Annotated in this window: 20 protein-coding genes; all 20 read left to right on the forward strand. The window is 51.5% G+C overall.

The genetic code is table 11. The features are described from left to right. Nucleotides 1-706: 706 nt before the first annotated feature. Complete coding sequence (gene wbaP, locus PZBJ_RS16405) at nucleotides 707-2140, forward strand: undecaprenyl-phosphate galactose phosphotransferase WbaP (RefSeq protein WP_101763360.1); 1434 nt, start codon at nucleotides 707-709, stop codon at nucleotides 2138-2140. 273 nt (nucleotides 2141-2413) lie between these two features. Continuing rightward, nucleotides 2414-3544, forward strand: a complete 1131-nt coding sequence (locus PZBJ_RS16410) for a polysaccharide export protein (RefSeq protein WP_101763361.1) — start codon at nucleotides 2414-2416, stop codon at nucleotides 3542-3544. Between the two features lie 9 nt (nucleotides 3545-3553). After that, a complete protein-coding gene (locus PZBJ_RS16415) occupies nucleotides 3554-3988 on the forward strand; it encodes an arsenate reductase/protein-tyrosine-phosphatase family protein (protein WP_101763362.1) in 435 nt (144 codons plus the stop codon). A gap of 12 nt (nucleotides 3989-4000) precedes the next feature. Then, nucleotides 4001-6178, forward strand: coding sequence for a tyrosine-protein kinase Wzc (gene wzc, locus PZBJ_RS16420; RefSeq protein WP_101763363.1), 2178 nt, complete (start codon nucleotides 4001-4003; stop codon nucleotides 6176-6178). A 181-nt stretch (nucleotides 6179-6359) separates the two neighbouring features. After that, entirely contained in the window at nucleotides 6360-7496 is a 1137-nt protein-coding gene (locus tag PZBJ_RS16425) for an EpsG family protein (protein WP_101763364.1), read from the forward strand. 15 nt (nucleotides 7497-7511) lie between these two features. Beyond that, nucleotides 7512-8234, forward strand: coding sequence for an SGNH/GDSL hydrolase family protein (locus PZBJ_RS16430; protein ID WP_101763365.1), 723 nt, complete (start codon nucleotides 7512-7514; stop codon nucleotides 8232-8234). Between the two features lie 24 nt (nucleotides 8235-8258). Beyond that, nucleotides 8259-9437, forward strand: coding sequence for an acyltransferase family protein (locus PZBJ_RS16435; RefSeq protein WP_101763366.1), 1179 nt, complete (start codon nucleotides 8259-8261; stop codon nucleotides 9435-9437). Between the two features lie 74 nt (nucleotides 9438-9511). Continuing rightward, entirely contained in the window at nucleotides 9512-10429 is a 918-nt protein-coding gene (locus tag PZBJ_RS16440; RefSeq protein ID WP_101763367.1) for a glycosyltransferase family 2 protein, read from the forward strand. Nucleotides 10430-10502: 73 nt separating this feature from the next. Next, on the forward strand, nucleotides 10503-11255 hold the full coding sequence (locus PZBJ_RS16445) for a glycosyltransferase family 2 protein (RefSeq protein WP_101763368.1): 753 nt from the start codon (nucleotides 10503-10505) through the stop codon (nucleotides 11253-11255). 50 nt (nucleotides 11256-11305) lie between these two features. Continuing rightward, on the forward strand, nucleotides 11306-12340 hold the full coding sequence (locus PZBJ_RS16450) for a glycosyltransferase (protein ID WP_101763369.1): 1035 nt from the start codon (nucleotides 11306-11308) through the stop codon (nucleotides 12338-12340). 57 nt (nucleotides 12341-12397) lie between these two features. Next, the gene (locus tag PZBJ_RS16455; protein WP_101763370.1) at nucleotides 12398-14608 is read left to right on the forward strand and encodes a phage tailspike protein; all 2211 of its coding nucleotides are present in this window, start codon (nucleotides 12398-12400) and stop codon (nucleotides 14606-14608) included. Nucleotides 14609-14840: 232 nt separating this feature from the next. Beyond that, nucleotides 14841-16103 carry a colanic acid biosynthesis pyruvyl transferase WcaK gene (gene wcaK / locus PZBJ_RS16460; protein ID WP_101763371.1) on the forward strand — a complete coding sequence of 421 codons (1263 nt, stop codon included), beginning with the start codon at nucleotides 14841-14843 and terminating at the stop codon, nucleotides 16101-16103. Nucleotides 16104-16107: 4 nt separating this feature from the next. Next, nucleotides 16108-17331, forward strand: coding sequence for a glycosyltransferase (locus PZBJ_RS16465; RefSeq protein WP_101763424.1), 1224 nt, complete (start codon nucleotides 16108-16110; stop codon nucleotides 17329-17331). Next, nucleotides 17328-18668 carry an MOP flippase family protein gene (locus tag PZBJ_RS16470; protein ID WP_008104858.1) on the forward strand — a complete coding sequence of 447 codons (1341 nt, stop codon included), beginning with the start codon at nucleotides 17328-17330 and terminating at the stop codon, nucleotides 18666-18668. Before PZBJ_RS16465 ends, PZBJ_RS16470 begins: the two co-directional genes overlap by 4 nt. 326 nt (nucleotides 18669-18994) lie before the next feature. Continuing rightward, nucleotides 18995-19888, forward strand: coding sequence for a UTP--glucose-1-phosphate uridylyltransferase GalF (gene galF / locus PZBJ_RS16475; protein WP_101763372.1), 894 nt, complete (start codon nucleotides 18995-18997; stop codon nucleotides 19886-19888). A 48-nt stretch (nucleotides 19889-19936) separates the two neighbouring features. Beyond that, complete coding sequence (galE, locus tag PZBJ_RS16480) at nucleotides 19937-20950, forward strand: UDP-glucose 4-epimerase GalE (protein ID WP_101763373.1); 1014 nt, start codon at nucleotides 19937-19939, stop codon at nucleotides 20948-20950. A gap of 418 nt (nucleotides 20951-21368) precedes the next feature. Further along, complete coding sequence (rfbB, locus tag PZBJ_RS16485) at nucleotides 21369-22448, forward strand: dTDP-glucose 4,6-dehydratase (protein ID WP_101763374.1); 1080 nt, start codon at nucleotides 21369-21371, stop codon at nucleotides 22446-22448. Continuing rightward, nucleotides 22448-23335 (forward strand): dTDP-4-dehydrorhamnose reductase, encoded by an 888-nt coding sequence (rfbD, locus tag PZBJ_RS16490; protein ID WP_101763375.1) that lies wholly within the window; start codon nucleotides 22448-22450, stop codon nucleotides 23333-23335. Before rfbB ends, rfbD begins: the two co-directional genes overlap by 1 nt. A gap of 39 nt (nucleotides 23336-23374) precedes the next feature. Beyond that, nucleotides 23375-24256: a glucose-1-phosphate thymidylyltransferase RfbA gene (gene rfbA, locus PZBJ_RS16495; protein WP_101763425.1), complete on the forward strand. Its 882-nt coding sequence runs from the start codon at nucleotides 23375-23377 to the stop codon at nucleotides 24254-24256. Next, on the forward strand, nucleotides 24256-24804 hold the full coding sequence (gene rfbC, locus PZBJ_RS16500; RefSeq protein WP_101763376.1) for a dTDP-4-dehydrorhamnose 3,5-epimerase: 549 nt from the start codon (nucleotides 24256-24258) through the stop codon (nucleotides 24802-24804). Before rfbA ends, rfbC begins: the two co-directional genes overlap by 1 nt. The last annotated feature ends 43 nt before the right edge of the window (nucleotides 24805-24847 follow it).

Consider the following 24847-nt stretch of genomic DNA (forward strand, 5'->3'; position numbering starts at 1 on the left):
CTCGGTCAATTGGCGGGTCAGCCACGAGAGAAGAATATCGCTGATTGCCGATTTGCACCGATAAGATGAAAGTATGGATAAAGATTGCACCTGAATGAAAGAGACAATTATTTTTTTTCAGCAGATAACCGCGTGCATTTTTAATGCAGTCTATTGCGTGGTTGAGTATCGAATTAATCTGAATTTTGCAGGGGAATGGCCTGAAAGGGCTGGCATCAATACTTATCGCTGGTAGTCTTTTTCCTAAAATAGTGCAGGGAACACGGGGCCTACTTGTAAACAAGCCAGTAATAACTAGTATAGCAACGTGTTAGTAAATGTCTGCGCCAAAGTTGTTTATAGCGTGCTCCTTAGCCTCTTAATGTTGCGAACTGTGATCGCACGCGGACCACGGCCAGTAATTAGCGCAAAAATGCCGCATAAAACAAGTTGTAATTAGGATGAAAGCGGTATTGGCAGCGACAGCCAAGGGCGGTAGCGTGCCTGAAGCGCCTTTCTCTTGGTTTAATGGTCTGCCACTGTGGTAAGGGAAGTCGGACTAATCTGTTGGTATTAATCACAATTCTCTTGCTTACTATTGTGAGAATTGATTTGGCCTCAGAGAATTTACCGCAGATTGCCTCAACAAATGCAGTGAATATTTCGCTCATTTATCAAACAGCGTTGAGGCATTAGGGATTAAAGAAATAATATAAAAGAGTTAACTATGCGCGATAACGAAATTACATATAAAAGTCTTCTGACAAAAATTTTACTGGCGTGCTCGGATTTAATTTGTTTCAACGCAGCATTATTTATTGCGATGGCATTGATTAATTCGTTTACCCATTCTCCACTGGCAGATATATCTGAAAAATACCTGCATTTAAAAATTGCTACGCACATTGCGCTTTCCGTTATTTGCGTGGGCTGGTTCTGGGTTCGCCTGCGTCATTATACCTATCGCAAGCCATTCTGGTTCGAGCTCAAAGAGATCTTTCGTACCATTCTTATTTTCTCTGTCATCGATTTGTCAATTTCAGCCCTTTCACAGTGGCAAATGTCGCGCTTTGTCTGGGTAGCGACCTGGGTTCTGGCGTTGATTATGATTCCTTTAGCGCGCGCCATCTCTAAGCGTGTGCTGAATCATTATGGCATGTGGAAGAAGCAAACCATCATCATCGGCAGCAGCCGCAATGCCCAGGAAGCCTGGCAGGCGCTGCAGAGCGAAGAAGTAATGGGCTTCGATGTTATCGCCTTCTTCGATGTCGATAAGAGCAGCCCACAGGCCAGCATCTCAGGCGTACCTGTGCTGCACAACGAACAAGAGTTGTGGCAGCTGACCAACAGCGAAACCCAGTTCATCGTGGCGGTGGAGTTCGAACAGAGCCAACACCGCGATCACTGGCTGAAAACCCTGGCGATGCACAATTGCCGTTCGGTTTCTGTTATTCCAACACTGCGCGGTGTACCGCTGTACGGCACCGACATGGCTTACATCTTCAGCCATGAAGTGATGATTCTGCGTGTGAATAACAATCTGGCGAAGCGCACGTCACGTTTCCTTAAGCGTGCATTCGATATTGTCGGCGCGCTGAGCATTATCCTCGCGCTGTCCCCGGCGTTGCTGGTCCTTGGATTTATGGTTGGCCGCGATGGCGGACCACCGATTTACGGTCATGAACGTGTGGGTTTAGGCGGCCGTAAGTTCAAATGCCTGAAATTCCGCTCAATGGTGATTAACTCGAAAGAGGTGCTGGAAGAGGTACTGCGTACCGATCCTGTTGCCCGCGCCGAGTGGGATAAAGATTTCAAACTGAAGAACGATCCGCGCATTACCAAAGTCGGCCATTTCATCCGTAAAACCAGTCTGGATGAGCTGCCGCAGCTGTGGAACGTGGTACGTGGCGATATGAGCCTGGTGGGGCCGCGCCCGGTGATTGAAGATGAGCTCTGCCGTTATGCCGGTGATGTCGATTATTACCTGATGGCGAAACCAGGCATGACGGGATTGTGGCAGGTTAGCGGTCGTAACGACGTTGACTATGAAACACGCGTCTATTTCGACTCGTGGTATGTCAAGAACTGGTCGCTGTGGAATGACATCGCGATTCTGTTTAAGACGGTTGGCGTAGTGCTGAAACGCGACGGCGCCTATTGATAGACAGCGAAGCCGGGGAGGGCATGAAGCTTCCCGGTTGAAAACTGCGGGTGCTGGGTGTGTCGTTATTAGACAGCTGCACTGATTGAGTCTGTATAACCATTTTAATTGATGTCGTCTTTAGACTCGGTGACAACATAAAACCAAGGGAGCGCATAATAATGACCCACAGTTTCAGTGTTTAACCCGTCACATTCCATTTTTGTAAGACGCTACACAGCGGGCGATTTCGCCTCTATCAATCAATAACTGATAGCGAAGAATCAGATGATAATGAAAATTAAATTGATACCTTTACTGGTATCCGCGACTTTTCTCTCCGGATGCACCATTGAGCCGGGTTCTCACCTTTCCACCAGTGGAAAAGATGTCATAGAGCAACAGGATAGCAACTATGACATCGACAAATATGTCAACGTCTTCCCGCTGACGCCGCGTCTGGTTGAACAGATGCGTCCGAAGCCGTTAGTCGCGCAGGCTAACCCGATGCTGCAAAATGAAATTCAGAGCTACGAATACCGTATCGGTGTCGGCGACGTGCTGAACGTCACCGTCTGGGATCACCCAGAGTTGACCACACCTGCCGGTCAGTACCGTAGCGCCAGCGACACCGGTAACTGGGTACAGGCAGATGGCACCATTTTCTACCCGTACATCGGTAAAGTGCGCGTAGCAGGCCGAACGGTTACCGAGATCCGCAGCGAAGTGGCGCGTCGTCTGGCGCAATACATCGAAAGTCCGCAGGTTGACGTTAACGTCGCCTCGTTCCGTTCGCAGAAAGCGTACGTCACCGGTTCGGTCACCACCTCCGGACAGCAGGCGATCACTAACGTGCCGCTGACCGTGCTGGATGCCGTCAACGCCGCCGGCGGTTTAGCGGCTGACGCTGACTGGCGCAACGTGGTGCTGACGCACAACGGCAAAGAACAACGTCTTTCGTTGCAGGCGCTGATGCAAAACGGCGACCTGAGCCAAAACCATCTGCTCTATCCGGGCGACATCCTTTACGTGCCACGTAACGACGATCTCAAAGTCTTCGTGATGGGTGAAGTGAAGCAGCAGTCAACGCTGAAGATGGACCGCAGCGGCATGACGCTGGCTGAAGCACTGGGCAATTCGCAGGGTATGGATCAGACCACCTCTGATGCCACCGGCGTGTTCGTGATTCGTCCGATTCGCGGCGCCAACCGCACCAAGATCGCCAACATCTATCAGTTGAATACCAAAGATGCGGCATCGATGGTGATGGGCACCGAATTCCAACTGGAGCCGTACGACATCGTCTATGTCACCGCGACACCAATCACCCGTTGGAACCGTGTGATTTCGGGCCTGCTGCCGACCATCGTAGGTATTGACGATGCCAGCTCCTCGGCCCTTCGTTTCCGCAACTGGTCGAACTAAGGGTTCGCCATGATTAAGTCCGTGTTAGTCGTCTGCGTCGGCAATATCTGCCGCTCCCCCACCGGGGAGCGTCTGTTCAAACGCGCGCTACCAAACATCCGGATTGCCTCCGCAGGGCTCAGCGCGCTGCAAGGCTATCCGGCGGACCAGAAAGCCCTGGCTGTGGCCGCCGAACACGGCGTGTCGCTGGAAGGGCATCAGGCTCAGCAGTTAACGGCCAGCATGTGCCGTGACTATGACCTGATTCTGGTAATGGAAAAGCGCCACATTGAACAGGTGAATCGCATCGATCCAGCCGCACGCGGAAAGACCATGCTGCTTGGCCACTGGCTCAATCAGCAGGAAATTGCGGATCCGTACAAAAAAAGTCGCGAGGCCTTTGAAGAGGTCTACGGGTTACTGGAAAACGCTACCCAGAAATGGGTCAACGTATTAAGCCGATAGTTGGGAATATCCATGAATATCAAAAACAAGGTTATGACCGCGCCAAAGGAAGATTCGAATGGATGGGATCTGGCGCATCTTGTGGGACAGCTGATTGATCATCGCTGGATCATTGTTGCCGTTACCGCCTTCTTCATGCTGGTAGCCACGCTCTACACACTGTTTGCTACACCAATCTTCAGCGCGGATGCGTTAGTCCAGGTTGAACAGAAGAATGCCAGCTCAGTACTGAATGAGTTAGACAGCATTCTGCCGCCAACGCCGGCGTCCGATACCGAGATTCAGATTCTGGAATCGCGCATGGTTATCGGTAAAACCGTTGACGATCTGGGTCTGGACACCGTTGTCACCCAGAACTATTTCCCGGTGATTGGTAAAGGTCTGTCGCGTTTGATGGGTAACAAGCCATCAACCGTCGCCATCTCACGCCTGGAAATTCCACGCACCATCGATAAGCGTACTGTTGAACTGGAAGTGACCGGTCCTGACTCGTATACCGTGTCAGCGGACGGTGATGAACTGTTCAAAGGTAAAGTCGGTCAGCTGGAAACGCACGGTGATGTGACCATGCTGGTAAGCGGCATCAATGCCGATGAAGGCACCAGCTTCAGCGTTACCAAACTGAACGAGCTGCAGGCGATTAACTCCGTACTGGCCAACCTGACCGTTGCGGATAAAGGCAAAGACACGGGCGTGCTGGGTCTGGAGTATCTGGGTGAAGATCCAGAGCAGATCAGCAAAGTGCTGAACCAAATCGTCAATAACTACCTGCTGCAGAACGTTGAACGTAAATCTGAGCAAGCGGAAAAGAGCCTGGAATTCCTGCGCAACCAGCTGCCGCAAGTGCGTGGCAAACTGGATGATGCCGAAGACAAGCTGAATACCTTCCGTCGCCAGAACGAGTCGGTTGACCTGTCGCTGGAAGCGAAATCGGCGCTGGATTCTTCTGTCAGCGTGCAGAGCCAGTTGAACGAACTGACCTTCCGTGAAGCCGAAGTGTCTCAGCTGTTTACTAAAGATCACCCAACCTACCGCGCGTTGCTGGAAAAACGCAAAACGCTGGAAGGTGAGCAGGCGCAGCTGAATAAAAAGATTTCTCAGATGCCACAAACGCAGCAAGAGATCTTGCGTTTAACGCGTGATGTGCAGTCTGGCCAGGAAATCTACATGCAGTTGCTGAACCGTCAGCAAGAGCTGGGTATCAGTAAAGCCAGCACCGTGGGTGATGTTCGCATCATCGATGGCGCAGCAACCGGCAACAGCCCGGTGGCACCGAAGAAACTGCTGATCATCGCGGCGAGCGTGATTCTGGGTCTGATGGTTTCTGTTGGTCTGGTGCTGCTGAAAGCGCTGCTGCATCACGGCATCGAAAATCCAGAGCAGCTGGAAGAGCTGGGCATGAACGTCTATGCCAGCGTACCGCTGTCAGAATGGCAACGTAAGAAAGATACCGAAGCACTGGCGCGTCGTGGCAACAAGGTGAAAACCGATCCCCACGAAACGCTGCTGGCGCTGGGCAATCCAACTGATCTGTCAATTGAAGCGATTCGTAGCCTGCGTACCAGCCTGCACTTCGCGATGATGGAAGCGAAAAACAACATCCTGATGATCACCGGCGCCAGCCCAGGTATTGGTAAAACCTTTATCTGTGCCAACCTGGCAACGCTGGTCGCCAAAGCGGGCCAACGTGTGCTGTTCATCGATGGTGATATGCGTCGCGGTTACACCCACGAACTGCTGTCAGCCGATAACAAATCCGGTCTGTCTAACGTGTTGTCAGGCAAAACCGAGTTCAGCCCGGCGCTGATTCAGAAAGGCCCGTACGGTTTTGACTTCCTGCCACGCGGTCAGGTGCCACCAAACCCATCTGAGCTGCTGATGCATCGTCGCATGGGTGAGCTGCTGGATTGGGCGAGCAAGAACTATGACCTGGTGTTGATTGATACGCCTCCGATTCTGGCGGTCACCGATGCGTCTATCATCGGTAAGCTGGCCGGTACGTCGCTGATGGTGGCGCGTTTCGAAACCAACACGCCGAAAGAACTGGATGTCAGCTTCAAGCGCTTTGCCCAGAACGGTATTGAGATTAAAGGTGTGATCCTCAACGCCGTGGTGCGTAAAGCCGCCAACTCTTATGGTTACGGTTACGACTATTACGACTACGAGTATGGCAAACCGACCAAAAGTTAATTTGCCCGTCATTCACAGTTAATGATGAGGGTAATCCGGTGAAGAAAGGGGCGGGTTGACCGCCCCTTTTGATCGCACCGTTTGAATGACGACACGCAACGATTTACACAGGTGATTCTCTCTATAACGCCATTAAAAGCCACCGCTGGCACGAGAACTTGTGGAATTAAGGAATCACACCATGGCTCCATATTGGTATTTATCAGGGTTTTTGCTGTTGCTTGCGCTGGTCGAAATCCTGTTGAAGAAAGACGAACGCACCACCCATATTCTGACTTACCTGCTGTGCATCGCCACGGTCACGCTGATTATTTTCGCCGGTATTCGCGGTCTCGGTACCGGGATGGACGACTATCAATATCGCAGCTTCTTTGCCGACTTCGTCCGCCGTATTGAGGTCAACGGTTTTGCCAACACCGTCGCCTTCTTCCGTTATGAACCGCTAATTTTTGCTATCGCGTGGATCACCAGCCTGTTTTCACACAATGCCAGCGTGTTCCTGTTTGTGTTCAGTATTCTGGCAGTTTCAACCAATGCCATCTTCTTCAAAAAGATGTCACCGTATCCGGTGTTGGCATTGGCGCTTTACTCGGCGCATATCTTTATCAACAAAGACGTAAACCAGATTCGTTTTGGCCTGAGCTCGGCGCTGTTCCTTGGCGTGATCTGGACTATTTACCTCAAGCAATACTGGTGGGCGTTTGCCTTCTTTATTCTGTCCTTCCTCAGCCACAACACCGCAGTAATGGTGGTGACCATCATTCCGTTCCTGTTTATTCGGGAATCGCGCTGGTGGCCGGTGGCCATCATTATATTCAGTGTGCCACTTTCGGTGGTGGGCGGGACCGGCTTTATTGCCTTGATCGCCGGACATCTGGGATCGATGGGCGAGAGGGCCGCAGGCTACAGTAACGAAGCCTCGAATGCCGGTGACGGCAGCGTGGTGTCAGTGTCCAACCTGAAAAACATCATGCTGGTGTTTATCTTTGTCTACTTCATGCTGAGCAACCAGCTCAAGCGTGAACAGTACAACGTGTGGAAGCTGAACTATCTGTTGATTCTCACTTTTGCCATCGGCGGCGGTATCAGGATCTTCTTCTACAACTACTCATCGGGTGCGCGCCTGTCGAACTACCTGCTACAGGTCGAACCGATTATTTTGACATCGCTAATCTTCCAGTCAAAACGCGTACTGAAACCCGCGATGTTTGCGATGTTCGCTTTCTTCCTTGTTTATTACCTCTACTACAACACGATCTCACTGAAGCAGGCCGTTGTGGGCTATGAAGTTGCTCGTGAATTCAAATTGTTTCATTAACCGATGAGAGGAAATATGCGGAAGACTTTACTGGCAGTTCTGATCACCTCTGCGCCGCTACTGGCGCAGGCAGAGGATCATCCCGGCACCTTCATCATCGCCGCCTACGGTGACTCCACCACCGCTGGCGTTACCGCGTCGGGCAATCGCAATATCCTCAGTAAAAATAATGAAGTGAGTTTTTTGCAGCAGATGTTGCGTGAGAAATACGGCAACAACATTGAGGTGAAGAACCACGGCATGCCGGGCGCACAGGTTTCGGTGCTGGTGTACAACAAAGACAATACGCCGATGGATTGGTCAGAACGCATGGCGAAATCCGATGCCAACATGATTCTGATTAACTATGCCATCAACGATGCGCGCATCAACTTCTTCAAAGACAAAGGCGAGCGCATTGAAACGCCGCAAGAGTATAAGCGCATTATCACCGAGCTGGTCAAAGGCGCGAAGGCGAATAACAAGCTGGTGGTGTTACAGGAACCGAATCCCATTTGTGGCAAAGCCGAGCGCTGGAACGTCTGGCCGTATGTTTATCAGTTAAATGAAGTGGCTAAAGAGCAGCAGGTGCCAATCGTGAAGCAGTACAGCGTCATCAAGCAGAACCGTGACTGGCAATCTGAGATGTCGCCTGATTGCATTCACCCGAACGAGATGCTTTATAAGCAGAAAGCAGAAAGAACCTTCAACGTTTTAAGCAGCACTTTCGATAGCGTTTTGTCGCGGCACAGCAGCTAACCCAACTCAGATTCAGGAGCTGACATGTATGTATTAATCATGGTGCTGTCATTTTGTCTGGCGCTAATCATTCTGCGAGTATTCTCCTTCCACAAAGGCGTGTACAACAGTAGCGGTATTAAAAGTATCTCTGGTATGCGCGCGCTGCTGGCCAGCATCGTGGCGTTCTCACACTTCGCGCACTATATCTATTCGCTGGATGGTCAGTGGGTGTTCGATAAAGACTATTTTGCCTGGTTCTCCGAAGGCAACTTCTTCGTTAACTCCGGTAAATTCGGTGTACTGCTGTTCTTCATGATCTCCGCCTTCCTGTTCTATCGCTGGCTGGATAATGAAACCCTGACGCCAGGGCAGCTGACGCACAAGCTGCTGAAGTCGCGTATCCGCCGTATCGTCCCGATGTTCTGGTTCTCCGGTTTTGTCATCATCGCGGTAGGCGTGGTGCAGGGTGATCTCACTTATAGCCTCACGGCAGTGAAAGATGCCGTGCTGTGGTTGCTGTTTATTGGCAGCTATCGCATGGGTGATTTCCTGACGGCGGATGTCAACGCCGGTGTGGAATGGACGCTTCGCCTCGAATGGTTGCTGTACCTGTCGATTCCGCTGATTTACGTGCTCAACCGCGCCACCAAAGGTAAATACAAAACGCTGCTGATTCTCGGCTCGATCGGCGTGATTTTCTGCGTGGCGGTTGGCCTGCGTCTATGGGGCAAAACCTATACCGATCCGCGTCCGGTGCTGGGCTTCGCCATGGGTTATCTGGCGTATAAGTATCGCGACATGTTTGCGCACTACAGAACCTCTAGCCTGGCCGGCTTTGCGGTGATTGTGCTGTCGCTGTTCTCGCTGTCGTTCACCAGCAATACCTTCTGGTATCTGATTTTCCTCTGCTGCCTGACGGTAATCTTCTTTATTGTCAGCAGCGGCAACGCCGTGTTTGGCATTCTGGAAAACAAAACCCTGATGTCGATTGGTGAGGTGAGCTACAGCCTGTATCTGATTCACGGTGTGGTGCTCTATTTCATCAAGCAGATTCCGGAAACGCTCTATCCGCATTCGTTCCTGTTCTACACCTTGCTTTCAACGCTGTTCTTTGTCGCCTCCTTCTATGTGGCGAAATTGACTTACCTGTTTGTCGAGAAACCGTTTATCGGCAGTAGCAACAAGAAGAAAGTGGCGATGAAGACCTCGCCGACAAATTAGGACATCACCCATTATTCTTTTGAGCCCACAAGTTATATCATTGATTTTGTAACTTTTTTAATGAGGTGCTGGCAATGCAGGAGATTCGCTTCTCAATTGTTATTCCCGCGTATAACGCGTCGAAATCGATTGTCACGACGCTAGATTGCGTCAAAGCGCAAACCTATCGCAATTTTGAAGTCATTATTGTTGATGACAAATCGGCCGATGCGGCTGAACTGGCGCAGGTGGTACGCAGCGAACGTTATCAGGATTTGGCTATCAAACTGGAGCTGTCTGAGGTCAAACTCAACGGCGCTGGCGCCCGTAATAAAGGTATTGAGCTGGCAACCGGCGACTTTATCAGCTTCCTCGATGCCGACGATGAGTGGCATCCGGACAAGTTATTGGTGGCGAGTGAAACCATCGCCAAACTGGAAGCGCAGGGCAAATCGCGCTACGTCATCTTTAGTCAGGTGAACATCCATCAGGATGGCAGCTTCCTCAAGGTGATGCCGATGCAACCGCCCGGCAAAAACGAAACCGTGGCCGAGTATCTGTTTGGCTGTTACGGCTTTATTCAAACCAGCACCATTGTGCTGAAGCGTGAAGATGCGGCGCAGATCCAGTTTGATGCGCGCTATATTCGCCATCAGGATTATGACTTCTGCATCCGCGCTGACCGCATGGGTTATGCCTTCGTGATGATCGATAAGCCGCTGGCAACCTACCATCTGGTGACCAAATTTGGTTCCAAGCACAAAGGCGAATCGGTCAAATACTCCTTCTTCTGGCTCGATACCATGAAGCCGCATCTGACCACGCGTGACATCCATACTTACAAGGCGTTCAAGCTGCCGCTGCGCTACAAGATGGATGGTAAATCGCTGCAGGCCAGCCTCAGCTTTGCACGCTACTTCTTCCTCACCAACCGTGACAATCGCGCCTACTTCATGAATCGCCTGCTCGATAAGGTGAAGTCGCGCTTCTCGGGCAGAAGAGCCGTCTCCTGATTCACTTTTAAACACTTTCACTTGCTCCCTACACGGGGGCAATTTTTTGGTTCCTGAAACTCCGGGTAGACAAATGACAAATCATGTTGGCACCGTCGGTATTGTGATGCCGATGTATAACGCGCGAAATACCGTTCTGCGCGCGGTTGAGTCGATCATCAACCAGACCTACAGCGACTGGCATCTTTACCTGATCAACGACAAATCCACCGATGATTCACTCGCCTTGGTGCGTGAACATTGTCAGGACGCGCGTATCACCATTCTCGACAACGAGGTCAATCAGGGCGCAGCCGAAACCCGTAATGTGGGGCTGCGCGCGGCGAAAGAAGCGATCATCGCGTTTCTTGACAGCGATGACGAATGGCACCGCGAAAAACTGGCCGAACAGACGGCCGCGATCGCCGCCGGCGACGATTTCGTGATCACGCATTATCACTACAAAACCAAAACCGGCGACCACGATATCAACTACAGCAAACCCTACCTGCAGCAGGAAAACTTCGTGAAGAAGCAATATCGTGTTTGCTTCTCCTCGGTGTGTTTCCGCCGTCCTCCACAGGGCATCTTCTTCCAGCGCAAAGGCCACGAAGACTTCCTGTTCCTCTACGAATTGTTCCTCCGCTACAAACAAGCCCGCGTGATCCAGAAAACCCTGGTCAACTATTACGAGTTGGGCGATTCACTGTCGCGCAACAAAAATAAAGCGGCGAAGTGGCACCTCGAATTATTAAGAATTATCTATAAAAACAATCCGTTAAAAGTATATTACTATTATACATGGTACATGGTGAACGGGGTTCTTTTTGCCTTAAAACACCGCTAAGCGCAACGGTGATTTAGCTGCTTACATATTTTTGAGGTGGAAAGGATTGTATGAAAAAGATCGTTTTGGTGATTAAAGATGCCTACTCCTATGCGGGCACGGAAAACATCTGCAACTTTATGTCTGAATGCCTCGGCGAGCAGCATGAAGTCACCATTTACTCGCTGGAAGGCCATGGCAAAACCTTTTATCCGTTCGAGCGGGTGAAAAAAATTGTCAGCTTTGAAGGCCACAGCAACCCAATTAAAAGCGCCGTTAGCAGCATTCATCAGGAAGGCTTCGACAGCGTATTCCTGATCAGCATGGGCCGCCTGAGCGTGATGTTCGCCTTCTGGAATCTGATGGCGCTGAAGAAGAAGCGCTTCAAGGCGTATGCCTGCGAACACATCGCGATTAACTCGTTCAGCAAGCCGATTAAGCTGCTGAAGTGGCTGATGCTGCGCTATTACGACCAGGTGATCGTCCTGACCGACAAAGATCATCAGGTGTTTAACCGCTGGAATATTGCCAGCCAGCAAATCCCCAATCCGGTGGTGTACAAAGCGTTTCAACGTCAAACGCGCAGCCGTCAGGCGCTGGCGGTGGGACGTCTTGATAACCAGAAAGGCTTCGACCTGCTGCTGGATATCTGGGCCGACTTCAGCAAGAAACATCCCGAGTGGAAACTGGTGATTGCCGGTGACGGCGAACTGCGTCAGCAGCTGCACGATCAGGCTGCGGCGTTAGGTATCACCAATAGTGTTAACTTCGTCGGCAAAGTCAGCAACATCAACGATTACTACCGCGAAAGCGACATGGCGCTGATGACTTCGCGCTATGAAGGCTTGCCGCTGGTGCTGCTGGAAGCCAAATCCTGGTCGCTGCCGGTGGTGGCGTACGATTGCCCAACCGGGCCGCAGGAGATCATCAACCACGGTGAAGATGGCTTCCTGGTGCCGATGAATGACAAAACCACCTTTATCAAGCGGATGGAGCAGCTCGCCAGTGATGATGGCCTGTTCTACGCCATGAGTGAAAAAACCAAAGAAACCGCGCTCAAGTTTGACGGTAATCAGATCAAGCAGAGCTGGCTCGCCCTTGTTTAGCGACAATTATCGTGCCTCGGGAATCCTTTTTGGCCGCACAACCACGGGAATTGAAGCATGAAAAGAAGAGAAGTCTTGCAGGCCGCAGCCTCCTCGATTGTTACTGCGCTCTCAGTGAGTGCGTTTTCCAGCTACGCCGCAAAAAGTGGTCAGCTAACGTTAAAATCCGTCGATCCCGCCAGCGTACCGGCAGGCGATGTGCCGATTCTGACGCCAGAAAACGTCTATACCATGCCGCCGCAGTTCTGGCAGAACTTCGAGGGCAAACTGTGGATCGGTAAAGCGGGCAGCGATGCCAGCCAGGCCGGCAACCAGATCCCGGTGTTTCTGCGCGATGCCAATGGCAAAGTGTCACAAATCAGCCAGCCGATTGCGTTGAACAAGGGCAACTTCGCCCAGTTCATTCACGACAATGCGGCGCTGATCGCCAATCCCGCGCACTCAATGGTGGTGGAGGACGATCAGGGCCACACGCTGTTCTCCATTAGCGATGTCTCGCGCCCCAATCAAAGCAACTTCAGCCAGCGTCTGGCGCAGCCGAATGGTTACCAACTGATTGGTGAAATCCCATCTGTTGAAGAGCTGCGCAAAACCCGTCCGCTGTTTGCCGGTGCCAAAATCAAGCTGAAAAGCTGGCACGAAGGGCTGGAAGTGGGCGGCGGCGAGTTCGTCGGCACCTTCGGTGATGGCAAAGATGACGGCGGCGTGAACTTCAGCGGCAACGGTTTTACCTGGCGTCGCGTGGTGGAAGATTTTAATCGCCTGACGCTGTTTGATTTCGGTGCTATTGCCGACGGCAAAACCGACACAGCACCGGCTATCAAAGCCATGTATCAATGGTCGATTGATGCCAGCCAGCAGATTTGCGTGCAATTCCCGGCTGGCACCTTCTTTGTCTCTGAATGTGATTTCGGTGACGAAGGACGTCGCTTCTTCCGCATTTCCGGCGCGATGGTCAACTTCGGTTACTTCCCGGCGACCACGCTGGTTTCCGACGGTCGCTCCGAATTCCTGTTCCAGGTAAATGCGCGCTGGACGGAAATCTCCAACCTGAATTTCAACGGCAACACCGACAAGCGTCCAAACAAGCAGGGTTTGTTCCGCAATACCTGTCCGGGCGGCCAGTTCTTCCGTGGTGCCTGCTTGCGCTTCAATCAGGTGGGCGGCGTTTCGCTCAGCCTGCTGGATACGCTGGATTGCAAAATCGACCAGTGGTACGCCAACGCCTGTACCGGCGATGTGATTAAGGCCAGCTGGTCGGGGCAAAAGGCCGGTGCCTGGGACCACAGCACCGCGATTGAGCTCTCCAACTTCAACGCCCAGCACTGTAAAGGCGGCATGGTGTTGAATCTGCCGCGCTGCAGCCAATCCATCATCCACAACGGCTGGATTGAGCACAGCGATTTCCCTGGCGACATCTCGAACGGCCAGTGGATTGTCGATGCGCTAAGCATTGAGGATTGTAAGAACCCGCTTAACGCGCGTAACTCGCGCCTTAATATGCGCCAGACCAATCTGCAGTCGGGCAGCTGGATTGATAACTCGCTGGAAGGCGAGCGCTGGCTGAACATCTGGGAAATGGGCTCAACGCGCGTTGAATCTTACGGCGTCGCCATTGATGGCAGTCTGAAATACAACTACATCACCTCGCGCTTCCGCCTGACCAACAACAGCGATCAGCAAACCTGGTTTGAACTCGGCAACTTCTACTCGCCAACGGTGGGCGATAGCTGGGAGATCGAGGTATTTGGTCAGTCGCAGTTCAATAACGGTACTGCCAATCAGCCGCTGATGGATGTCATCGACGGTAAAGGCACCGGCGGACGCGCGGTGATTCATCTGCAGCGCAAGAAAAACAAAGCGGAAGCCAGCTGGTCAGCGGAAGGTAGCTCGCCGGTGGTGGAGGTACGTTTCGAACCGCGCACCGATACCGACACCAAAGTGTTCGTGAAGTTAGCGGGCTGGACGCCGACCACCGCTGTGCTGATCAAAAGCACCGCCAAGGATCGCTTCCTGACCGGTCGCTGCGCGCGCGTTGACGCCGTGATGGACAAAGGCGCGCCGGGCAGCGCAGCGCAACAGGCCCCGCAGCGTTTTAGCCTGCACAACGGTAAAGCCGGCATCGGCGGTAACGAGCAGGGCGATCTGCTGCTGGCCTCGCGCGCGCTGAAGCCGGAACAGGTGGATACGCGCGAACCTAAAGGTTTCATCTCGGTGGTGATCAATGGCGAGCAGGTGGCTATGCCGTATTTCGCCGTTAAATCGTAACGCACACTAATTGTAGCGGCGCAATGTATTGCGCAATGCCAATTTCAGGTACGCGCGATGCATCGCGCCGCTACGGAATGTGCATAGTTTGTAAGCAGTACTGAATAGAAATGCAATTAGCACCACTTTTTTGGGGTTTACTCCCATTGCAGTCCTTTGAATCAGAGTTCACTTTGCCAGTGCAGCTATTGGCGGCTTGTAAAAATTACAAAAATTTTTCCGGAGTTTTTTTATGAAGATTTTATTGGTAGGAAACCATACCTGTGGAAATCGTGGGGATGGCGCGATTTTACGTGGGCTGATTGATTCACTCAAATCCGCGCGTGCGGATTTGGATATCGATGTGATCAGCCGTTATCCAACAAGCTCTGGCTATTTACTGCAGCAGGATATCCAGCAGGATTCCCTGTTCCTGCACAACAGCAAGTCGGGCAAAGGATTAGTGGGCAGCCTGAAACGCAAGGTGGCGAACCGCTTGATGCCGGACATCATGATGGCGCACCTTGGCAAAGGCGGCGTGTACAAATCCTTCTCGGTGCCACCGCATCTGGCGGCGTTCACCCAAAGCCTTGCGCAGTACGACGCGATTATTCAGGTTGGCGGCTCGTTCTTCGTCGATCTCTACGGCGTGACCCAATTCGACCACGCGCTCTGTGCGCTGATGGCGAAAAAGCCGCTGCATATGGTCGGTCACTCGGTGGGTCCGTTCGAGAACCCGCGCGTTAATGCGCTGGCGAACTTTGTCTTTGATCGCGTTGACAGCCTGGTGCTGCGCGAAGAGGTGAGCTACGACCGCCTGAAGCAAGATGGCGTGACCACCAGCAAAGTGAAGAAGGGCGTTGATACCGCGTTCCTGGTTGAAGCGCGTGAAGTGGCTAATCCAAGCCATAACCTGCTGCACTGGCAGGCGATTATTAGCGCACGCAAAACCATTGCGATTACCGTGCGTGAACTGGCGCCGTTCGACAAACGTCTTGGCGTAACACAGAAAGAGTATGAAGCTGCCTTTGGCCGCGTGATTAACGCGATGATTGCCGAAGGTTATCAGGTGGTTGCCTTCTCTACCTGTACCGGTATTGATAGCTACGCCAAAGACGACCGCATGGTGGCGCTGACGTTGCGCGATCATGTCGAGCATCCCGAGCATTACCATGTCATCATGGACGAGTTCAACGACCTCGAACTCGGCATCCTCCTCAGCCATTGTCATCTGACCATTGGTACCCGCCTGCACTCCGCCATCATCTCCATGAATTTTGGTACGCCAGCCGTGGCCATCAACTACGAGCACAAGTCGCTCGGCGTGATGAAACAGCTTGGCCTGCCGCAGATGGCCACCGATGTGCAGAGCCTGATGGACGGTTCGCTCATCGATAAAGTGCAGACGGTGCTGGCCGACTACGACAACGTGAAACACAAAGTTGATACCGCGGTGGCGCAGGAGCGTGAGATTGGTAACCGCATTACAGCAGAAATTCTCAACGTCCTGGGGTGAAGTGATGAAGCTGACCTTTTTCACCATGCGTTTTCCTGTTGCCTCTGAGACCTTTGTGCTCAATCAGGTGACGCATTTCATCGATGCAGGCTACGACGTGGAGATTATCTCCGTGTTTCCGGGCGATATGATTAATCGCCACGCCGCGTTCGATGACTACAATTTGGCAGCGAAAACCCACTATTTACTGCCGGAAGAGAAAGTATCCAACCTTGATAAGCTGACGCAGCGTATCGGGTTAATACTGCCGAAAATCACCAAAGGCGCGCTGCTCAAGTCGCTGAATGTGCGTCGCTACGGCGCACAGGCCAGCAAACTGCTGCTGCCGGCGATTGTCGCCAACACCAGGCAGCCTTACACCGCCGATGTGTTTCTGGTGCACTTCGGCTATGCCGGCGCACTGGCTAACAAGCTGCGCGAACTCGGCGTGCTGAAAGGCAAGCAGGCGACGGTGTTCCACGGCGCGGATATTTCGCGTCGTCACATCCTCGAAGAGCACAAGCTCGACTACGTCAACCTGTTCAAACAGAGCGAACTGATGCTGCCTATCAGCCACTTGTGGGAGAACAAGCTGATTGAGATGGGTTGTCCGCGCGCCAAGGTGCATGTCACGCGTATGGGCATCGAGCCGGAGAAGTTTAACTTCCGTCCGCGCGAGGCGTTCCATCAACCGTTGCGCATCGTCTCAGTCGCGCGTCTGACCGAGAAGAAAGGGTTGGATGTGGCGGTGAAAGCCAGCGAAATCCTGCGCAATAATGGCGGCCAGTTCCAGTTCACCATCATCGGTAACGGCGAGCAGGATGGCATGATGCGCGAGCACATCGCGCGCGCTGGATTGCAGGATTACGTCACCATGCCGGGCTTCAAGCCGCAGGATGAAATTCGTCAGGCGCTGAACGAGGCGGACATCTTCCTGCTGCCGTCTAAAACCGCCGCAGATGGCGATATGGAAGGCATTCCGGTGGCGCTGATGGAAGCGATGGCAGTTGGCTTGCCGGTGGTGTCGACCTATCACAGCGGCATTCCTGAACTGATTGAGAATGACGTCAGCGGATGGCTGGTGGCCGAAAACGATCCTGACGAGCTGGCAGCGACGTTGCTGCGCCTTTCGCGTGGCGACGTGGATGTGGCACCGGTGGTCGCCGCTGCGCGGCAGAAAGTCGAAACTGAGTTCAATCAGCACATCGCTTACGGTGAGCTGGCGAAAATTCTGGAGCGCATGGTGTGAGCGGATTAAAAAAACAGGCCGTTTGGCTGTTTGGTAGTACCTGTTTTGCCGCATTGCTTCAGGTGTTACAGCTCGCCGTGCTGGCGCGCAAACTGGAAACGCACGAGCTGGGTTTACTGGCGATCATCAATGCGATTCTGGCGGTGGCGACCGTGCTGCAGGACATGGGCATGAGCAGCTATATCGTGCATCGCCAGGATATTAATCGCCGTGAGCAGAGCACCATTTATTGGGTGAACGTGTCGCTCAGTTTCTGCACCGGCTTGATTATGCTGGCGATTGCCTATCCGGTGGCGTGGTTCTATCACTTGCCGGAGTTGGTGGGCTTGATCATGCTCACCAGCCTCAACTTCCTGGTATTGGGACATCTGTCGCAGTATCAGGCGCACTATGTGAAAACCAAACGCATGGTGACGCTGGCGAAGATTGAGATGGCCACCAAGCTGTTCGCGTTCCTGTGTACCGTGGCGATGCTGTATTACACCTCGCTTACCGTGGCGGCGGCGATTCTTGGTCTGTTCATCAACGCCTTCACGCGCATTCTCTGCATGATCTACTTCGGCGAGAAATCGTGGCGTCCGACCTGGGAGTTCGACGGCAAAACCTTCGTCAGCGCCGTACGTTATGGCGTGTATCAGCTTGGATCGCAGACCATCAACCAGCTGCGTACCCAGGCCGATGCGCTGATCGTCGGTAAAGTGATGGGTGCGGAGATGCTGGGGATTTACTCGCTGGCAAAAGAGCTGATTCTGCAACCGCTGAAGCTGGTTTCGCCGGTGATTAACCGCCTGGCATTGCCGCGCTTCGCTGAGAAGCAGCACGATCCAGAGCAGCTGAAAAAGCTGTTCCTGAAAGGCACCTTCGTCATCATGCTGTTCAGTAGCGCGATGTATCTGGCGATTGGCATTCTTTCCCCGGTCATTGTGCGCGTGCTGTACGGCGCTTCGCATGAGCAGGTTTACCATCTGATCCCGCTGATGCTGCTGTTTGGCATGCTGCGTCCGATGGGCGGCTTAACCGGCGCGATTTCCCAAGCCAACGGCCGCACCAATGTTGAGTTCTACTGGAACATTGTGGCGAGCCTGGTGGTGGTTGCGGTGCTGGCGACGACCTACATCTGGCCGAACGTGTTGTATGTGGCGCTGACGCTCTCGATCTCGCAGGTGCTGATTTCGGCCTTTGCCCATCCGTTCTTCATCAAGCCGGTGATTGGCATCCGCTTTATGCCGTATGCACGTCAGTGGGTTTCGGTGTCGGTGGTGTTTGTTGCGCTGATGATGCTGGTAAACCACTTCAACCTGTTCGTGATGCCGGAATGGTTTGAGGGCTGGCTGTAGACATCAACATCCAACCCGCGTGATGAATCGCGCCGCTACAGATGACTCAATGTTTACACGGTCCGTAGCGGCGCCATTTATGGCGCATTATCAACTCAGCTTTCAGTCAATCTCTGGTCTCGTCATCTCAAATCCTTTCACGATTTTTCAGCGGTTTAGCGCATCGGTTCCTCATTGGCATTTCGGCGTTTTTACCGGCCAAATTGGCGATTTTTGATGGTGTGACAGAGAGTTAGTGCCGGTTTTTCAGATAAAGATTATACTTGCTCGACCGGCCGATCCTGCATAATCGACCCCACGTATTCACTTCATGAAATGGAATAAATATGACCAAGCTTAAAGCAGTAATCCCCGTTGCGGGTCTCGGTATGCATATGCTTCCTGCGACGAAAGCCATTCCGAAAGAGATGCTGCCAATTGTCGACAAACCAATGATTCAATACATTGTTGACGAATGCGTCGCGGCTGGCATCAAGGAGATTGTGCTGGTCACCCATGCTTCCAAAAATGCAGTGGAAAACCACTTCGATACCACTTATGAGCTGGAAGCGCTGCTTGAAGCGCGCGTTAAACGTCAGCTGCTGAGCGAAGTGCAGTCAATCTGTCCGCCGGGCGTGACCATCATGAACGTGCGTCAGGCCAACCCGTTGGGCCTGGGCCACTCCGTGCTGTGCGCGCGTCCAATGATTGGCGACAACCCATTTGTGGTGGTGCTGCCAGACGTGCTGCTGGATGACTCCACCGCTGACCACCTGCGTTATAACCTTGCCTCAATGGTTGCGCGTTTCGAAGACACCGGCCACAGCCAGGTGCTGGCGAAACACATGCCGGGCGAAGATCTTACTGAATATGGCGTGCTGACTACCGAAGAGCCGATTGATAACCCAGGCGATATCAGCACCATCACCAGCTTTGTTGAGAAGCCAGAAGCGGGTTCTACCGACTCTGACCTGACCGCAGTTGGCCGTTATGTGCTCTCTGCGGATATCTGGGAAGAGCTGGAGCGCACTGAGCCGGGCGCATGGGGCCGCATTCAGCTGACCGATGCTATCGCCTCTCTGAGCAAGAAGAAGCCAGTTGATGTGCAGCTGCTGACCGGTACCAGCTACGACTGCGGTCGTAAACTCGGTTATATGCAGGCATTCGTCTCTTACGGCTTGCGTAACAACGATCAGGGCCGCGATTTCCGCGAATCTATTCAGAAAATCCTGGCGAAATAAGCTTTCTCATTCTCTACCGCGCCTTTAGCGCGGTTTAAAGGAGTACACATGGCTATTTTGGTAACGGGCGGAGCGGGATACATCGGCTCCCATACGGTGCTGGCGCTGTTAGAGCGCGGCGACGACGTTGTGGTCCTGGATAACCTTTGCAATGCTTCCCGCGAAGCCATCAACCGCGTGGAAAAGCTCTCAGGCAAAAAAGCGGTGTTCGTTGAAGGCGACATCCGCGATCGCGCCTGCCTGCGTGACCTGTTTGCTACTAATGATATCAGCGCTGTGATTCACTTCGCCGCACTGAAAGCCGTTGGTGAGTCCACGCGCATGCCGCTGGAATATTACGAAAACAACGTGGCTGGCACTGTGGTGCTGCTGGAAGAGATGCGCGCGGCAGGCGTGTGGAACTTTATCTTCAGCTCATCTGCGACTGTTTATGGCGCCGATGCACCGGTTCCTTACGTGGAAACCACGCCAATTGGCGGCACCACCAGCCCGTACGGTACCTCGAAGCTGATGATCGAATTCGTGATGCGCGACTTCGCTAAAGCCGATCCGAATTTCAAAGCCATCGCGCTGCGCTACTTCAACCCGGTTGGCGCGCATGAGTCTGGTGAAATCGGTGAAGACCCAACCGGCATTCCTAATAACCTGCTGCCGTACATCGCGCAGGTGGCGATTGGCCGTCTTGAGAAGCTGGGCGTGTTTGGCGATGATTACGACACGCCGGATGGCACCGCACAGCGCGACTACATTCACGTTGTCGACCTGGCAGAAGGGCACCTAAAAGCGCTGGACCACTTAGCCAAAGTTGAAGGCTACAAAGCTTACAACCTCGGTGGCGGCGTGGGCTTCTCCGTGCTGGAGATGATCAAGGCGTTTGAGAAAGCGTCCGGTAAGCCGATTCCGTTCGAGTTTAAGCCACGCCGTGACGGCGATCTGCCAGCGTTCTGGGCAGATGCAAGTCTCGCAAATACTGAGTTGGACTGGCGTGTGACGCGCGGGATCGATGCCATGATGCGTGATACGTGGAACTGGCAGTCGAAGAATCCGAATGGATTTGAGTAACATTACTGCGGGCCCAGCGCCCGCATTTTTAACACCTCGTCTGAAAATCACTTCTAAGCTTTCATCAAAATCTGATTGAGTTGAATTATTGACTCAGCAAACATCACCTCCGACCCAAAGCGGTCAATACTTAAACTAACACCCCGGTAAAATCTGTAATTTGTTCGTCATTGAACTTTACGAGTGGTAGAATTCTTAGCTGCTTACCGTTAAACCCTATTTATTGGTTTCGGTAATAAAGAATAGAGTTAACAGCAAGATAGCAGCATTAAAGCCGGTGCGCTTTTAATTAAATTTTGCCTTAAACATCAGCTATGTGGGAGCTGCAACCCAAGGGCGGTAGCGTGGCTGAATGACACAGTAGAATAATTCCAATTGGTATAAGCCTCACTGAGCGAGTCAGGAAAAACGGGACGTTATGAAAATCTTAATTACAGGTGGTGCAGGATTTATCGGTTCGGCAGTAGTTCGTCATATTATCAACCATACCAATGATGAAGTGATTAACGTCGATAAATTGACCTATGCTGGCAACCTTGAATCACTGAAAGCTGAAAGCCAAAACGCGCGTTATAACTTCAGAAAAGTTGATATTTGCGATGGTGTAGCTTTACTGAACGTATTCAACGAATTTCAGCCTGATGCGGTAATGCATCTGGCAGCAGAGAGCCATGTTGATCGCTCTATTACTGGACCTTCAGAATTCGTTCAGACGAATGTCGTCGGAACCTATGCGTTACTGGAAGCAAGCCGCCAATATTGGGCTGCATTGGACGCTGATAAAAAACAGGCTTTTCGTTTCCACCATATCTCTACAGATGAAGTGTATGGCGACTTACCTCATCCTGATGAAACATCAGGTGAGCTTCCATTGTTCACTGAAGAAACCCCATACGCACCAAGCAGCCCATACTCTTCTACCAAAGCCGCAAGCGACCATCTGGTTCGCGCATGGGGCCGCACCTACGGCTTGCCGATCGTTGTGACCAACTGTTCCAACAACTACGGCCCTTATCATTTCCCGGAAAAACTCATCCCGCTTATCATCAGCAATGCGCTGGAAGGAAAACCGCTGCCAATTTATGGTAAGGGTGACCAAATCCGCGATTGGCTGTATGTCGAAGATCATGCTCGTGCGCTTTATACCGTAGTGACGCAGGCGAAAACCGGCACCACTTACAACATCGGCGGCCATAACGAGAAGCAAAATCTCGAGGTGGTGCACAAGGTATGTGAACTGCTGGATGAGCTGCGTCCGAAAGAGACTTCATATGCTCAGCAAATTACCTATGTTGCAGATCGTCCGGGCCACGATCGTCGCTACGCGATTGACGCTTCGAAAATTGAACGCGATCTCGGATGGAAACCGCAGGAAAGCTTTGAATCCGGCTTACGTAAAACCGTGCAGTGGTATCTCGACAACCAGCAGTGGGTTGAGCATGTGAAAAGCGGGGCGTATCAAAACTGGATTGAGCAAAACTACGAGAAGCGTAGCTAATGAAAATTTTGCTATTAGGTAAAAATGGGCAGGTTGGTTGGGAACTGCAGCGTGCTTTGGCACCGTTGGGTGAGATCATTGCTTTAGATCGTCATTCAACAGATTACTGCGGCGATTTAACTGATCCTACCGGCATCGAAAAAACGGTATGGGATATTAAGCCTGACGTGATTGTGAATGCCGCGGCTTATACGGCTGTCGATAAAGCTGAAAGCGATTTGCACAATGCTGAGTTGATCAACGCAACCAGTGTAAAAGCATTGGCTTGCGCGGCGCGTGATGTTGGGGCGTTACTGGTTCACTACTCAACGGATTATGTGTTTGATGGCAGCGGCGAGCGTCCGTGGAACGAGGACGATGCGACTGCACCACTAAATGCTTATGGCAAGACTAAGCGTCAGGGTGAAGAGGCGATCATCGCCGATGCACCTCACTATTTAATTTTGCGCACCAGTTGGGTCTATGCCGCCAAAGGCAATAACTTCGCTAAAACGATGATTCGTTTGGCGCAGGAACGAGAAGCCCTATCTGTCATCAACGATCAATTTGGTGCGCCAACCGGCGCAGAATTGATTGCGGACAGTACTGCGCATGCAATCAAAGCGACTCTGGCTAATCCTGAAAAATCGGGCATTTATAATCTTATCGCTTCAGGCGTGACAACCTGGCACGCCTATGCCGAGTTCGTGCTTAATTGTGTCCGTGAAAAAGGTCTAGAGCTGAAAGTAAAAGCGGTGAATACTGTTGAAACTGCAGCTTTCCCTACGCCAGCTAAACGCCCATCTAATTCAAGGCTCAATACCAGCAAATTCACCAGCGTTTTTGAATTAACGCTTCCGGAATGGAAGGTTGGTGTAAAACGTATGCTGGATGAACTTTATAATTAAGCAGTATTGAATCAGATTAATAAATTAAAGGATAACGTTGTGAATAGTAAAAAAGGAATCATCCTTGCTGGCGGTTCAGGAACACGCCTTTATCCAGTGACGATGGCCGTCAGTAAGCAGCTATTGCCAATCTACGATAAGCCAATGATTTACTATCCGCTCAGCACTCTGATGTTAGCGGGTATTCGTGACATTTTAATTATCAGCACGCCGCAGGATACGCCGCGTTTTGAAAGCCTGCTTGGCGACGGTTCCCAATGGGGCTTAAACATTCAGTACAAAGTGCAGGAAAGCCCAGACGGTTTGGCGCAAGCTTTCATTTTGGGTGAAGAGTTCATCGGCAACGATAACTGCGCGTTGATTCTGGGCGATAACATTTTTTATGGTCACGATTTACACAAGCAGCTCGAAGAAGCCTCTAGTAAAAAAAGTGGTGCGACAGTATTCGCTTATCATGTTCACGATCCAGAACGTTATGGTGTTGTTGAGTTTGATGAAACTGGGAAAGCTGTTTCATTAGTAGAAAAGCCAACTGAACCTAAAAGTAGCTATGCGGTAACGGGCTTGTATTTCTATGACAATAGCGTTGTTGAATTGGCTAAAAATCTTAAGCCTTCACCGCGTGGTGAGTTAGAGATTACTGATATTAATAACTTGTATTTAGAAAAGGGTGAATTGTCAGTGTCCATTATGGGGCGCGGTCACGCCTGGTTAGATACAGGGACTCACCAGAGCCTGATTGAAGCGAATAACTTTATACAAACCATCGAAACCCGTCAGGGCCTTAAAGTTGCATGCCCGGAAGAAATTGCGTTCCGTATGGGCTTTATTGATGCTGAAAAATTGAAAGAGCTGGCACAGCCACTGCTCAAAAATGATTACGGCAAATACCTGATGGCGCTCTATAACGGAAAGCTCTAATGAAGATTATTGATACTGATATTCCTGATGTGAAAATCATTGAGCCAGCCGTTTTTGGTGATGAAAGAGGTTTCTTTATGGAAACCTGGCAACAGAAGAAGTTTGAAGAACTAGTTTGTCCACGTAGCTTCGTACAGGATAACCATTCGAAATCTTCTAAAGGTATTTTACGTGGCTTACATTATCAAACCACAAATACACAAGGTAAACTCGTCAGGGTTGTCTCTGGTGAAGTGTATGATGTGGCAGTTGATATGAGAAAGTCCTCACCAACTTTTGGAAAATGGGTTGGTGTATACCTGTCAGCTGATAATAAGCGTCAGCTGTGGGTTCCAGAAGGCTTTGCTCATGGTTTTTATGTGACATCTGAAAGTGCTGAATTTGTTTATAAATGTACTGATTATTATAATCCTAAAAATGAACATTCATTACTTTGGAACGATTCAGACCTCAATATTACCTGGCCAATCGGTGCAAATGAACTCCCCGCGCTTTCTGCTAAAGATAAAGACGGAACGCCATTTGCACAAGCAGTGACATTTGATTGATTCCCGAAACTAAGGATGAGGATTAGCTCATCCTTTTTTTATA

Origin of the sequence: Pantoea endophytica, from assembly GCF_002858935.1 — a bacterium.
GTDB lineage: Bacteria > Pseudomonadota > Gammaproteobacteria > Enterobacterales > Enterobacteriaceae > Pantoea > Pantoea leporis.

What these genes read in the sequence shown, in the direction of transcription:
- wbaP (WP_101763360.1), top strand. Translation starts at nt 707, where the DNA reads ATGCGCGATAACGAAATTACATATAAAAGTCTTCTGACAAAAATTTTA.
- PZBJ_RS16430 (WP_101763365.1), top strand. Translation starts at nt 7,512, where the DNA reads ATGCGGAAGACTTTACTGGCAGTTCTGATCACCTCTGCGCCGCTACTG.
- rfbC (WP_101763376.1), top strand. Translation starts at nt 24,256, where the DNA reads ATGAAGATTATTGATACTGATATTCCTGATGTGAAAATCATTGAGCCA.
- PZBJ_RS16450 (WP_101763369.1), top strand. Translation starts at nt 11,306, where the DNA reads ATGAAAAAGATCGTTTTGGTGATTAAAGATGCCTACTCCTATGCGGGC.
- galF (WP_101763372.1), top strand. Translation starts at nt 18,995, where the DNA reads ATGACCAAGCTTAAAGCAGTAATCCCCGTTGCGGGTCTCGGTATGCAT.
- PZBJ_RS16445 (WP_101763368.1), top strand. Translation starts at nt 10,503, where the DNA reads ATGACAAATCATGTTGGCACCGTCGGTATTGTGATGCCGATGTATAAC.
- rfbD (WP_101763375.1), top strand. Translation starts at nt 22,448, where the DNA reads ATGAAAATTTTGCTATTAGGTAAAAATGGGCAGGTTGGTTGGGAACTG.
- PZBJ_RS16465 (WP_101763424.1), top strand. Translation starts at nt 16,108, where the DNA reads ATGAAGCTGACCTTTTTCACCATGCGTTTTCCTGTTGCCTCTGAGACC.
- PZBJ_RS16410 (WP_101763361.1), top strand. Translation starts at nt 2,414, where the DNA reads ATGAAAATTAAATTGATACCTTTACTGGTATCCGCGACTTTTCTCTCC.
- galE (WP_101763373.1), top strand. Translation starts at nt 19,937, where the DNA reads ATGGCTATTTTGGTAACGGGCGGAGCGGGATACATCGGCTCCCATACG.
- wcaK (WP_101763371.1), top strand. Translation starts at nt 14,841, where the DNA reads ATGAAGATTTTATTGGTAGGAAACCATACCTGTGGAAATCGTGGGGAT.
- PZBJ_RS16415 (WP_101763362.1), top strand. Translation starts at nt 3,554, where the DNA reads ATGATTAAGTCCGTGTTAGTCGTCTGCGTCGGCAATATCTGCCGCTCC.
- PZBJ_RS16425 (WP_101763364.1), top strand. Translation starts at nt 6,360, where the DNA reads ATGGCTCCATATTGGTATTTATCAGGGTTTTTGCTGTTGCTTGCGCTG.
- PZBJ_RS16440 (WP_101763367.1), top strand. Translation starts at nt 9,512, where the DNA reads ATGCAGGAGATTCGCTTCTCAATTGTTATTCCCGCGTATAACGCGTCG.
- wzc (WP_101763363.1), top strand. Translation starts at nt 4,001, where the DNA reads ATGAATATCAAAAACAAGGTTATGACCGCGCCAAAGGAAGATTCGAAT.
- PZBJ_RS16435 (WP_101763366.1), top strand. Translation starts at nt 8,259, where the DNA reads ATGTATGTATTAATCATGGTGCTGTCATTTTGTCTGGCGCTAATCATT.
- rfbB (WP_101763374.1), top strand. Translation starts at nt 21,369, where the DNA reads ATGAAAATCTTAATTACAGGTGGTGCAGGATTTATCGGTTCGGCAGTA.
- PZBJ_RS16455 (WP_101763370.1), top strand. Translation starts at nt 12,398, where the DNA reads ATGAAAAGAAGAGAAGTCTTGCAGGCCGCAGCCTCCTCGATTGTTACT.